The 12,904-nt window shown below is 45.1% G+C and carries 13 protein-coding genes; 7 read left to right on the top strand and 6 right to left on the bottom strand.

The window, feature by feature from the left end; all coding sequences use genetic code 11:
- The first annotated feature begins 54 nt into the window (after positions 1-54).
- From lptM to H9653_RS02190, 4 genes are all read left to right on the top strand, one after another.
- On the top strand, positions 55-366 hold the full coding sequence (gene lptM / locus H9653_RS02205) for an LPS translocon maturation chaperone LptM (RefSeq protein ID WP_191690119.1): 312 nt from the start codon (positions 55-57) through the stop codon (positions 364-366).
- Positions 367-489: 123 nt separating this feature from the next.
- On the top strand, positions 490-1,824 hold the full coding sequence (gene lysA / locus H9653_RS02200; RefSeq protein WP_191690117.1) for a diaminopimelate decarboxylase: 1,335 nt from the start codon (positions 490-492) through the stop codon (positions 1,822-1,824).
- A gap of 223 nt (positions 1,825-2,047) precedes the next feature.
- Positions 2,048-2,935, top strand: coding sequence for a diaminopimelate epimerase (dapF, locus tag H9653_RS02195; RefSeq protein ID WP_191690115.1), 888 nt, complete (start codon positions 2,048-2,050; stop codon positions 2,933-2,935).
- Positions 2,936-2,941: 6 nt separating this feature from the next.
- Positions 2,942-4,006 (top strand): tyrosine recombinase XerC, encoded by a 1,065-nt coding sequence (locus H9653_RS02190; RefSeq protein WP_225211567.1) that lies wholly within the window; start codon positions 2,942-2,944, stop codon positions 4,004-4,006.
- Between the two features lie 34 nt (positions 4,007-4,040).
- Here H9653_RS02190 and H9653_RS02185 read toward each other — a convergent pair whose 3' ends face one another.
- Positions 4,041-4,928: a carbon-nitrogen hydrolase family protein gene (locus tag H9653_RS02185; protein WP_191690113.1), complete on the bottom strand. Its 888-nt coding sequence runs from the start codon at positions 4,926-4,928 to the stop codon at positions 4,041-4,043.
- A 298-nt stretch (positions 4,929-5,226) separates the two neighbouring features.
- On the opposite strand from H9653_RS02185, the gene H9653_RS02180 reads away from it, so the two are divergent.
- Both H9653_RS02180 and hpf read left to right on the top strand, forming a co-directional pair.
- The gene (locus H9653_RS02180) at positions 5,227-6,915 is read left to right on the top strand and encodes an RNA polymerase factor sigma-54 (RefSeq protein ID WP_191690112.1); all 1,689 of its coding nucleotides are present in this window, start codon (positions 5,227-5,229) and stop codon (positions 6,913-6,915) included.
- Between the two features lie 430 nt (positions 6,916-7,345).
- A complete protein-coding gene (gene hpf / locus H9653_RS02175; RefSeq protein ID WP_102077023.1) occupies positions 7,346-7,726 on the top strand; it encodes a ribosome hibernation-promoting factor, HPF/YfiA family in 381 nt (126 codons plus the stop codon).
- 273 nt (positions 7,727-7,999) lie between these two features.
- Here hpf and thiS read toward each other — a convergent pair whose 3' ends face one another.
- The 4 genes from thiS to H9653_RS02155 all read right to left on the bottom strand — a co-directional run bounded on the left by thiS (position 8,000) and on the right by H9653_RS02155 (position 10,288).
- A complete protein-coding gene (gene thiS, locus H9653_RS02170; RefSeq protein WP_191690110.1) occupies positions 8,000-8,200 on the bottom strand; it encodes a sulfur carrier protein ThiS in 201 nt (66 codons plus the stop codon).
- Between the two features lie 66 nt (positions 8,201-8,266).
- Positions 8,267-8,638, bottom strand: a complete 372-nt coding sequence (locus H9653_RS02165; protein WP_068406292.1) for a DUF423 domain-containing protein — start codon at positions 8,636-8,638, stop codon at positions 8,267-8,269.
- A gap of 63 nt (positions 8,639-8,701) precedes the next feature.
- On the bottom strand, positions 8,702-9,565 hold the full coding sequence (rpoH, locus tag H9653_RS02160; protein WP_197488882.1) for an RNA polymerase sigma factor RpoH: 864 nt from the start codon (positions 9,563-9,565) through the stop codon (positions 8,702-8,704).
- Positions 9,566-9,805: 240 nt separating this feature from the next.
- Positions 9,806-10,288: a sulfurtransferase TusA family protein gene (locus tag H9653_RS02155; RefSeq protein WP_068406298.1), complete on the bottom strand. Its 483-nt coding sequence runs from the start codon at positions 10,286-10,288 to the stop codon at positions 9,806-9,808.
- A 432-nt stretch (positions 10,289-10,720) separates the two neighbouring features.
- Between H9653_RS02155 and H9653_RS02150 the strand changes: the two genes are divergently transcribed.
- Positions 10,721-12,262: a M48 family metallopeptidase gene (locus H9653_RS02150; protein ID WP_318242141.1), complete on the top strand. Its 1,542-nt coding sequence runs from the start codon at positions 10,721-10,723 to the stop codon at positions 12,260-12,262.
- Between the two features lie 63 nt (positions 12,263-12,325).
- Here the strand turns inward: H9653_RS02150 and H9653_RS02145 are convergent, their stop codons facing one another.
- A complete protein-coding gene (locus H9653_RS02145) occupies positions 12,326-12,775 on the bottom strand; it encodes a GatB/YqeY domain-containing protein (protein WP_068406303.1) in 450 nt (149 codons plus the stop codon).
- Positions 12,776-12,904 lie beyond the last annotated feature (129 nt).

Below are 12,904 nucleotides of genomic sequence, written 5' to 3'. Positions count from 1 at the left end.
GATAGTGATTGTTATCGCCTGCAAACCATTGCAAGATGAAAGGTTAGCCATTCTATGTTTACTATACGCCGTACCTCAAATTTTAACAGCGCTAATTTAAGCGTTGACGTCAAACCTGCTGTTTATCAGGTAACCATAGCGACGCTGGTAATCGGGGCAACTGCGTTGGCAGGTTGCGGACAAAAAGGCGATTTGTATTTAGCAGAATCGAGTAGCCAAACGGTAAAAGACAATACGGCTGTGCTTGAGAGCACCAGTCATCCGCAAGATGCCGCCTTTGCTAAGCTCAATGACAATGCAAATAACGAGCCAGATGCCGAAGATTTTCAGCTGCCTGCTCCGAGTACGGATCCTAACGATTATTAATGCTTGTCTACTAATGCTTGTTTATTAAAAGCCAAATATTCAAACGATTCTTAGCCTATTCAAGCTGCTAAACCCCTAAATTGTTTACTCCCTTAATACATTGATTATATTAGAGACAACTTTATGAGTCAGTCAGTCACGACCAAAACTGAGCAAGGATTGTATGTGCATCCTGAAGCCTTAACCGCCCATTTGCCCGCGCTCGATTATCGCGATGGCGCGTTATACATGGAGCAGGTAAGTATTGATGAGGTGGTCAAGCACTATGGTACGCCGTGTTATGTCTATTCAAAACAAGCAATTTTAGACGTTTATCAGGCTTATACCACAAGCTTTGCCAACCTAAAGCATCAAATTTGCTATGCGGTGAAAGCAAACTCTAACCTTGCCGTACTTGGCATCTTGGCGCAAGCAGGGGCAGGATTTGATATTGTCTCACGCGGTGAGTTGATGCGCGTATTGGCAGCGGGCGGGAAAGCTGAGCGCGTGGTATTTTCAGGTGTTGGCAAAACCTATAGCGAAATCGAATATGCCCTTAACCAAGGTATTGGCTGCTTTAACGTTGAGTCGATTAGTGAATTGGCGCTGATTAACGAAGTGGCAAAAGCGCTTGATAAAACAGCGCCGATTTCATTGCGGGTCAATCCAGACGTCGATGCCAAAACCCATCCGTATATTTCAACCGGTTTAAAAGATAATAAATTTGGCATCAGCCATGAAAATGCCGTTGCGGTTTATGAACAAGCGGCGCAATTAGCGCATATTGATATCGTCGGTATCGACTGCCATATCGGCTCGCAATTGACAGAGGTTGCGCCATTTGTCGCGGCACTCGATAAAGTGATTGAGCTGATACATAGTTTGCGAGCTAAAGGCATTGAGCTGCGTCATATCGACTTGGGCGGCGGCCTTGGCGTACGTTATATCGATGAGACGCCAGTGTCTATCGAGACGTTTGCGCAAGCATTACTGCCTAAACTGGGTGAGCTTGGTTTAACGGTATTCTTCGAGCCAGGTCGCAGTATCGTGGCCAATGCCGGTGTATTATTAACCAAGGTTGATGTGTTAAAACCAACCGAGCACAAGAACTTTGCTATTGTCGATGCGGCAATGAATGATTTGATACGTCCTGCTTTATACCAAGCAGAAATGGCAGTGATTCCTGCGACATTGCCCAAAGACGGTTTAGATACCGATGGTACACAGCCGTGGGATATCGTTGGGGCGATTTGTGAAACTGGTGACTTTTTAGCAAAAGACCGCTTACTGTCATTAGCAACAGGTGATATTTTAGCTATCACTGGCGCTGGTGCGTACGGCTTTACCATGAGTAGCAATTACAATTCGCGCGGTCGTGCTAGCGAAGTGATGGTAGCCGATGATAAGCATCAACTGATTCGCAAACGCGAAACGCTTGAATCTTTATATGCTGATGAAGTGTTGTGGCAGGATAAATAGTTTTTTAGCCAGTTTAGTGCTTACGAGTTTTTTTAGTTAAAAATGACCCATTGTGATAACGACAATGGGTTTTTTATTGCCTGCTTTAATGAAGGTTTGGATAAGAAATATTTGTTCGGTGATAGAGCTTTAACTTAGCGTTTGATAGCGGTGATAATTATGATTGTATCTGACAGCGTGCTAATATAAGGCATACATAAAAATAGGATAGGATAACAAGGATATGCTAATAGAATTTACAAAAATGCATGGGCTGGGCAATGATTTTATGGTCATCGATTTGGTGACCCAACGCTTAGAGTTGACCAAGGAATTGGTACAGCTGTTGGGTGATCGTCATTTAGGCATCGGCTTTGATCAATTGCTCGTCGTCGAGCCGCCGATGCGCCCCGATGTTGATTTTAGTTATCGCATTTTTAATACCGATGGCACAGAGGTTGAGCAATGCGGTAATGGCGCGCGCTGTTTTGCCCGTTTTGTGCAAGCGCGTAAACTGTCATTTAAGCAGCGCCTGCGCGTTGAAACGGCGAGCGGGATAATCTCCTTAACGACCGACCGTTATGGCTGGGTCGAGGTTGATATGGGTAAGCCCAAATTTGAGCCAAGTGAGATTCCCTTTACCCCAAGAGCGACGACCAAAATCCAAAATACCTATCATCTAAACGTTAATGGTACGCCGGTGCAGCTTTATGTCGCCAATATGGGCAATCCGCATGCGGTCATCAGGGTTGATAATGTCCTAGAAGCTGATGTTGAGACCTTGGGTAAAGCCATCGAATCACATCCGGCCTTTCCAGAGCGCGTCAATGTCGGCTTCATGCAGGTCATGAATCAGCGTCATATCCGTCTGCGTGTTTATGAGCGCGGCGTTGGCGAAACCCAAGCTTGTGGTACGGGCGCTTGTGCAGCGGTGGCGGTTGGTATCCGTGAAGGCTGGCTTGATGAAGGCGAAGACATACGCGCGCAGCTTTATGGCGGCAGCATGATTATCAAATGGCAGCCGGGTTATTCTGTGATGATGACTGGGCCAACGGCGTTTGTCTATGAAGGGGTGTTTAGCCCAGATGGCTTAATGGCGCAAGCAGGCATTAAGCCTACTCCAGAAGGCTAATAGATAATGACGACAACGCCTAGCTCGAATATTCAGTCAAACATTACATCAAACACTAAATCAAACACTAAATCAAACACTAAATCAAACACATGGCTATCGGCAGAATTGGCAACAACCATCGAAGCAGATAGTACGCTACGTGAACTGCTAGCGCCAGTGCATCGTTGGCTAAATACGCTGTCGGTACGCAATCACTCCGAGCACACATTGGTGGCTTATTTTGCAGGTCTAAATCAATTGGCGCTGTTTTTACGCGGCAAACGTCTGACATGGACGCGTTGTGATAAGCGGCAGTTAGCCCAGCATATCAGCCAACGCCTAGATGAAGATAAGCTGGCACTGGCGAGCGTTCAGCAAGAGCTATCGGCTATCCGTCATTTTTATGGCTGGTTGATAGAAGAGGGTTTAGCGCGTATTAACCCGACTACGGGCTATCAGCTTAAGCGCAGCCCTAGACCGCTGCCGTCTATCGCCGATGTGGATTTATTGACGCAATTGCTTGACCAAGAAATCCCTGATACGCCAGAGCAGGCGCGCTTGTGGTTGCGTGATAAGGCAATGTTCGAACTGCTTTATAGTAGCGGTCTGCGTGTTGGCGAGTTGGTGGCGCTCGATATGGCCGATATAGACTTGGCTGATTTGCGCGTGCGCGTGACGGGTAAGGGCAACAAAACGCGCTTAGTACCTTTAGGCATCAAAGCCGCCGAGGCGATTAAACGTTATCTACCGCACCGCAATCTTTGGGTAGAGCAGATGGACAATGCGTTGTTTATCAGTGAAAAGTTAGGTACACGTTTATCCACGCGGGCGGTGCAGCAGCGACTCAAAGTTGCGGCTACGCGGGCTGGGATTGCGCAAAATATGTATCCACATTTATTGCGCCACTGCTTTGCATCGCATATGCTATCTGGCAGTGGCGATTTGCGCGCGGTACAAGAAATGCTCGGTCATAGCGACATTAGTACCACGCAGATTTATACTCATGTTGATTTTGCTAAATTGACCCAAGTTTATGATCGCGCTCATCCGCGTGCGTCGCATACGCAAAATGGTGTTGATGTTACTTAAGTTCTGGTTATTTCTTAAGCATTTAATCCTACATTTATGCCAAACGGTGACAGTCAAAGATTGGCATCTTTTGCCGTCCTTGCGCTTGTCCTGCTTTATCTAAGTTTGCTAATACCAAGGCATAATTTTTATTAGCAGAGTTTTTTAAGTCACTATCCTCATAGCTATTGATAATCGTGCCGTTATAAGCAGTAATCGTGCTATGTCCCCATGTTTGCCGACTATCGCCATTCTTATAAAGATGCTCACCACCTTGTGCGGCACCAATCACCATACACTGACTGTCTAATGCCCGCGCGCGTAGCAATAGCGACCAATGTGCCTGTCCCGTTAAATAAGTAAACGCCGATGGCGCACTTAACACCTCTGCGCCCGCCTGCCGTAATCGCTGCGCTAAGGCTGGAAAGCGTAAATCAAAACAGACCATCATACCGAGCTGATAAACGGCATCATTTGCTTCGAGTGGAACCACAACCGTTTGCGTGCCAGGCTCAAAAGTCGCCGCTTCATTATAGCTGCCTTTTTTATCGGCAACGGTTGCAGTAAATAAATGAATTTTGTCGTAGCGTGCCACACGCGTACCATCGGGCGCAAATAGCTGACTGACTTGACGTAGCCTTCCATCGGGCACGATGACGCCATCAGGGCGATAAGGGCAGGGCAGCGAGCCTGCTAATAGATAAATACCAAAAGCACGTGCATACTCGGCCATTGCGTCGGATAGTTCATCAAAACGCTCGGCAGTGGCAAACTGCCGACCCATGCTACAGCAGTTTTCTGGTAAAACGATTAACTGCGCGCCTTGCTTACTTGCCTCGCTAATAGCAGCTTTTATATCGGCTAAATTGGCTTCGATGTCTTGCTGACTGCTCATTTGTACAGCAGCAACGGTCAGCGGTTCATTTTTAGTAATCTCATTCATAATATTATTCTCAATTTTTAAGCTTTATAGGGCTTTACTCTTAGTTATTTTTATTCTGTTATATTTAAAAGCTTGGCATCCCTGCAAAGCTATTGCAGTTTTATAATGTGAACAAAAGCTAAAAAATAGCTTACCTGAACAGAATATAAATTATCATAGCAACATTGTAGCAAAAAATGCTATCGTCATGACCTGATAGGCCAAAGCGCTTTTTAATGATGATAAGCGTTAATAAGCGCAGGCTTTAACCAGCATAACCTAGTCAGCATCACCACGATCGAAAGGTAATCAGTCACCCATGAGTATGTCGTTTGGATTGGCGACCACGCTAAATACCTCGCAAAAGCTAACCCCGCAAATGCAGCAAGCCATCAAATTGCTGCAGCTCTCTAGTCTTGAGCTTGCGCAGGAGGTGCAGGCGAAACTTGATAGCAATCCTTTGCTAGAACGTGTGGAAGAGGATGAAGATGACTATGTTGATTGTGATGGTTACGACAGTCATAATGGCGAGCCGTTAACATTAGATAGTTGGAACCGAAATACTAGCGTTGATTCGTTTGCTAAATCTACCCACTCTTTGGATGATGGTTTCGACTATTCTGACAATAGTAGTGATAGCTTAGATAAATTACAGCAAGCCAGTTTTGATGATGAAGCAATCGATAACTATGCCGTGGAGGGCGACGATTATAGCGGTTTTGACAGCGGTAATTATGCCTCTGCCGCGATAGGTTCAGGGAGTCTTTCAGCTCATTCGGCTAACGGCAACAATGAGGACTTTAATAGTTATCAGGGCAGTACCAGCGCCACCATTCAAGACCATGTACGCTGGCAGCTGAACTTTAAGCGCCTCTCCGAAACAGATACGCTTATCGCCGAATATCTCATGGATTCTATGGATGAGATGGGTTTTATACGCCTTGATATCGATGAGTTGTTACAAAGCTTTGATACCATCGCCAGCTTTTATCAATGGGACGAGCGCGTCGAGCACGATGAGGTCATGGCGGTACTGCGCATGATCCAATCGTGCGACCCGCTTGGCGTTGGCGCACGCAACCTCAATGAGTGCCTAGCGCTGCAATTGTCCAAGCTTGATACGAATACAAAATATCTTAAAGAAGCCCAAGCGCTTCTCTCAGCCAGTGAGCATTTGGTCAGCAATAATATCAAAGCCTTGACTGAACTCACCGGCCTCGCGCCTGAACAAATTACTCCCGCGCTTAACCTGCTACGTACGTTAAATCCATCACCCGGCCTACTATTTCAAAGCAGTCAGCCCGATTATATGCAGCCGTCAGAAAGCTACGATATTCCTGATGTATTAGTCACGCCGATTCGCCGCCACAATAGCAATCACACCACTGATAACAAAAATGGAAACGACACGACTGCGCAAATAGACGGCTGGCAAGTGCGCCTCAATCCTGACACTTTACCTAAGTTGCGGGTCAATCAAGAATATGCCAATTTGGTCAAACGTGGCGATGACAGTCCTGACAATCAATATCTGCGCGAAAATCTCACCGATGCGCGCCTGTTTATTCGCAGTATCGAAGAGCGCAATCAAAACCTATTAAAAGTAGCAACCAGTATCGTGCGCTACCAGCAAGAGTTTTTGCAACATGGCGCCACTGCCATGCAGCCTTTGATTTTAAAAGCCATTGCCGAAGAAGTTGATTTGCACGAATCCACCGTTTCGCGCCTGACTACGAGCAAAACCATCTTGACACCACAAGGATTATTTTCCCTTAAGCATTTTTTCTCATCTCACGTTAGCAGTAGCGACGGTGACATCTCCTCAACCGCCATCAGCGCCATGATTAAACAGCTTATCGCTGATGAAGACCCGAAGAAGCCATTATCTGATAGCCGCATAAAAGATTTTTTATTTGCAGAAGGCATCGATATCGCCAGACGAACGGTAGCCAAATATCGTGAAGCAATGAATATCGGATCATCCACTCAGCGCAAACAAAAATATTAAATGTTGTCATTCAACGACTTATAAATGTCATACCGCCAGAATTAAGCCAATTCAAACGTAAATAAAAAATAAAATTTTTTGATTATATAGAAACATTTATGAAACATCATTTTTTATTACATTTACTTACAATTTGATGGCTTGCTACTCTTTGGTTTTCATGACAAATTAGAGTCATACCAACAACGAAAACCCAGTATTGGTTTGGCCGATTTAGTTAATTTAACAAATGATAAAAATGTATTTTAATTTTTTATTTTAATAAAGGAGTAGAAGAATAAAGCAGTTAGCGAATAGAAAATGACAAGCCAAACTTTATGATAAGAAAGGTACTGGATGAATTATTGGTAAGGCAGCATGACAAAAGCTATAAAGCTAACTCACTGCTGATTGTACGTAATAATATAAGCAATAATAAAAGGACGATAATATGAATGTTTCTATCAGTGGTCACCATATCAGTGTTACCGAAGCCATGGACAACGCCGTTCGCGAAAAGCTTGTAAAAGTAGAACGTCATTTCGATCAGATTCAAAGTATTCAGGTAAAATTATCGCTAGATAATAGCGGCTCAAGTGAAGGTGGGAAAAAAACCCATAAAGCCGAAGCGATTATGCGAGTTGCAGGTCAAGAAATGTTCGTCCAAGCCTGCGAAGACGATATGTATAAAGCCATTAATGAGATGGCGGACAAGCTTGATAGACAAGTACGTAAATATAAAACCCGTCAGGATCGTAAGAAAACTCAAGGTCCGGGGCGCGATGAACGCTACGAAGAGCTGACAGTTGATGATGCTGCACCTGCGATGTAGATGGTTTGTCATTGATCTAAGTAGTATTTACTATAGCAACCGCTATACATAGTAGCTAGCTTTATTATTATGACTGCTTGATAAATATAGCCTATAAGACAATTATTATAACTGGTATATTTTTTAAGTAAACATATTGGAATGATAGCTCGTAAAGTTGCTTTAGTTATTAAAGAGCACGGCAAATAAAGAAAGACCTCAACGTATTCACGTTAGAGGTCTTTTTTATTGCTTAACTTTTATCCATGAAAAAATTAGCGAGCTAATATTCGCTTAACCACCGCCAACTGCTTGGACGACTTCTATATTCATACCTTCAACGATACGCATTTTATCCAGCTCACTTTTTGGAATCAGCTCACCAACGATTTCGACCGCATAGCGGCCTTTACTCAGTCCAAGCTCATTGACGACCATTTGGACGGTTTGATGCGTGGTCTGCAATTTTTTACCATTAACACTAATATTACTCATAATATGTGCTCCCTAAAAGCTAATAATCCTTTGTTACTCATCTATTAAACTATTTCTTTATTCAACTTAAGCAGTATGGCCTAAGCGAAATGTCGAGACCGCAAGCCATAGCCAACCGGCAATCATCAGCATACCGCCGATAGGGGTAATCGCTCCAAGCCAGCGCGGTGCCCCAAGCGTCATGGCATATAAACTGCCCGCAAAAATAAGTGCGCCGATTTGTAGCAGCCATGCTGTGGTTTGGGTCGTATAATTAAGGCGAATAAGAATACCAACGAGCAATAATCCAAGCCCGTGTACAAACCAATATAGAGTTGCCGTCTGCCACCATTCAAGCTGCTGGATACTGACCGAATTTTTAAGCCCATGAGCGCCAAACGCGCCCAAGGCGACGGCGATAGCCATATTAATAGCGGCGATACTTATCCAATTTAGCATGGTAAAACTCGTGTTATAAATAGGATTGTTATCATAGGTAAGTTTTAACTAACAAACTAAAGCTTATTGGATATCATCGGGCAAAATAACGCTATCGATGGTCATGGCTTCACGGATTTTATCCATGGCGTTTTTTTCGATTTGGCGTACGCGCTCTGCTGAGATAGAGTAAACCGCTGCTAGTTCATGTAAGGTTGATTTTTGCTCAGAAAGCCAGCGCTGCTCAACGATATCGCGTGAACGATCATCTAGCGTATCCATCGCTGCTAGTAGAGCCGATGAGTTGTTCTCTTCCCAGTCATCCTCTTCAACCATCTCTGCAGGGTCGATACCATCTTCTAAAAACAGCTGCGGCGCGTAGCGACCATCGTCATCATCGCTCGATTGCGCTTCAAACGACGCATCATACGAGGTCAAGCGTGACTCCATTTCTAGCACTTGTTTACGTGTTACATTTAAATCGTTGGCAATGGCATCGGCTTCTTCGAGCGTTAATTGGTTGTTGGTCTTTTTCAGGCTGCGTAAGTTAAAGAATAATTTACGGTGCGCTTTAGTAGTAGCAACTTTGACAATACGCCAATTACGAATGACGAATTCGTGAATCTCAGCCTTAATCCAATGCACGGCAAAGGATACCAAACGCACGCCTTTATTAGGATCAAAGCGTTTAACCGCTTTCATCAAGCCCAAGTTGCCTTCTTGGATTAAATCGGCTTGCGGCAGACCATAGCCTGAGTAGCTACGGGCAATATGAATCACAAAGCGTAAATGCGACATAACCAGCAGACGCGCCGCTTCAACATCGCCCTCATCATAATAGCGGTGAGCAAGTTCTTGCTCTTGAGTCGGTGTCAAAATCGGAATTTGATGCACGGTATTAATATAAGCGCCCAAGTTTACGCCAGGCGCTGATAAATGTGTTGGCATAGCAGGCACTAAGTCACGAGTACGTGTATCGCCAAGTGCGCTCGCATCGTAAGGCGGACGCGCCGCAGCGGCTTTCAAGGCCGCATCGCGTGCTTCGTTTTTTTCAGGTGCTGCGCTGTCTTTTTTACGGGTATTTGCAGCGTTATTAGAAGTATTAGCCATATTCTTGACCTTGGTTAAATAGATAAGCAATGAGTCAGATAAAAATCTTATAGTTATAATTGTAAAGGATAGCGCCGCTTAGTTGCTATCAGTTTTGGTAATGATGAAGTGATATATTGTATCAACAGCAGTACTGGTTTTTGTTCCTAGCATTTTGTCGCTACTTGCCGCTGTTGCTTGATTGATAAGCAGTAATAAGGGGTTTGCTGTGCCTGTTTGCTGGCTCTGCTGACAAAAAGCGCTGATATCAGCTTGTGAGTTTGGGTCCGTGGCAACCACGTATAGCGATTCACCAACCGCTACTTCTCGTAGCGCCACTTTGGTTTTTAATAGCGGCATAGGGCAGGCAAGACCGCGCCCATCGACCATATTTTTAATTATGATTGGCTGTCTTTGCTCTGCGCTATCCGTCGAGTTAAGATTTTCTACTAAGTTAAGAGTATCTGCTGGCAATAAATCGAGCAGCTGCGTTATCGATTGTTGCTGCGCGTCAGATACGGTTTCGACAAAACAAATAGGATATGAGTCTCGTACAATGACAGATTGGTTATCAGTAGACATAAAATAAACCTTTAAAATATCAATGTTTGAGAAAGTATCACTTGTAGTCCATGGATAACAAGCGCTTACCACGACCTACTATTATAGCAAATTGCCACTACTCAATTGCAGTTGAATATAGTTATCATAATCATTGGTCAATCAGTATATCTAATAACAACCGGGCGATAAGATAAACTTTACATTTAATACTTCGCTTTATAACGCTTAAGTTTACACAAGCATGTTGCACAAGCGTGACGCGTGGCAGCGTTATTGGTAGCCAGATGCAGACGGCAATTGACCTTAACTAAACAAGCTCGTATAGTCAAAAAGACGTTAGGATTACTCGGATAGGATACGCACTTGTATTATTTTCATAGACCAGCATTGCTTAAAAAATCGCTGTTTAAAAGAACGCTAAAAACGCTAACAGGCGTTTTTGTACTAAAGGTGGGTATATCGGCTACCTTGCTGGCACTGGCCACTACTGCCAATAGTGCTGGCACGCAAGTCGCGCCATTTACTTACGGTTCCTGGCAGACGTCAAGTGCTGAAGAATTAGATTTACCCAATTTGCGCGGGCAGGGGCTAAGCTTTGCTGAGCAATATGAAAATAAACTGCTTGGGGAGTGGTCATTAAGAAACATCAATAGTCGCGCGAAGATGGAGCACGACCCTTGGATTTATGAAACCATAAAAGAGATGACGTGGCGGCTAAATGCGCAAGCTCGCCAGCAAGCGCCGCTAGGTTTGGTTATTATTGATAACCCTAGTATCAATGCTTTTGCAGCGCCCGGCGGGGTAATTGGGCTCAATACTGGAACGATACTGGCGGCAAGCAGCATGGATGAGCTTGCCAGCGTCGTTGCTCACGAGGTGGCTCATATTAGCCAGCACCATTATGAGAGCGGCGCGGATGAGCGCAAAAAAGCCTTGCTGATGCAAATAGGCGGCATGCTGGCAGCGATTGCAGCCTCAGCGGTCGATGGCGATGCGGCGGCGGCAGTCATGATGGGCAGCCAAACCGCTACCATGAATAGCAGCATGGCTTTTAGCCGTAGTAATGAGCGTGATGCCGACCGTGTGGGCATGCAAATCATGAACCAAGCGGGTTACGATCCACGCGCCATGCCGCGCTTTTTTGCAACCATGAATCAAAAAAGCCAGCTCAACCAAACCGCCAATCAATTCCTGCCCAGTTTTGTGCGCTCGCATCCTTTGAGTAATGAGCGTTTAAGCGAATCGCAAAGCCGCGCCCAGCGTTATGATGCTCTGCCTTTATCCAAGCAGCAGCGCCATCAAGCGTTGTTTGATTTGCTCTATTGGCGCACGCAAAGCACCGGCGAGCATGTCTCTGAAACCGCGTTGACGATCGCCGCAAAAAATAGTGTTGGCGCAAAATTGGCGCTGATGTATTGGTATGGCGAGCAGCAGCGTTTTGGCGAGGCCAATGAGATATATACCGAGCTGTCAGCGCTACCTGCAACGCAGCGGCAAGTATTGGAACCCTTATTGTCCATAACCCAAAGTCAAATTCTCACTGAGCAGAATAAATGGCAACAAGCGGCTGAACTGCTTGAGAGTCAGCAGCGCTTATATCCTGAACGCCGCGACTTGCGTCTTTATTTAGCGGAAGCACTGACCAATAGCAATCAGCCAGCCAAGGCGCAAGCACTGCTTAAGCCCCTGACCGAGCAGCAGCCAAGCGACCGCTATGCGTGGCAAAGCTTGCAATTGGCCAATGAAAAAATCGCCAAAACTACCGAGTCGCCGCAACTGGCAAAAATTGCCACCATCAATGCGCTGCGTTATCGCAGTCATGACCAGCTGTGGAGTGGACGCTATGAGCGTGCGCTGACTTCCTTAACGCAAGCCAAGCAATTGACCGAGCAAATGCAAAAAACCGCGCAAGCGAGCAGTGCCCGACCGTTACTTGCCAACATCAATGCCGAAATCAAGGCAGTAAAAACCGCCAAAGACTTTAAGCCTTAGGCGGTTGTTTGCTAGCTTGGGTCGATACGCAGATTAAGAATATATAACTTTTTTTAACTTCACTTAACCTTGCAGAGCATCTTTTACCAATTTAGAGATTAATGCAGGGTCAGCACGGCCTGCGGTTTTATTCTTTAACACCCCCATCACGCTGCCCATATCGCGCATTGAGGTGGCGCCTTGCTCTTTGATTTCGGCATTGACCAAAGCGGCAAGCTCGGCATCATCCATTTGTTTTGGCATAAACTCATTAATAATATCAATCTCGAACTGCTCTTTACTGGCCAAATCATCGCGGCCATTTTCGGTAAAGATAGACAAGGACTCATGACGCTGTTTGAGCTGCTTTTGTAGCACTTCTAACACTTGCGCATCATCAAGCTCGGTTTGGCGATCAATCTCAATCTGCTTGACCACAGATTGGACGTTGCGCAACACTTTGACGCGTTCAAGCTCGCGCGCTTTCATAGAGGTTTTGATGGTGTCAGATAACGTCTGTTTAAGTTGGCTCATTGTTATTATTCCTTATAAGTATGGGTAAAATAGTTTTTGGTAAGTGTTAAATAAAAATCTGCTGGGCATTTATCAGCAGCAATAACAAAAATTGTAGCATAAAAAACGCCACTGTTATTCATCGATAAC

The organism is Psychrobacter communis (genome assembly GCF_014836505.1).
Classification (GTDB): Bacteria; Pseudomonadota; Gammaproteobacteria; order Pseudomonadales; family Moraxellaceae; genus Psychrobacter; species Psychrobacter faecalis.
This window is presented reverse-complemented; position numbering and strand designations above follow the sequence as displayed.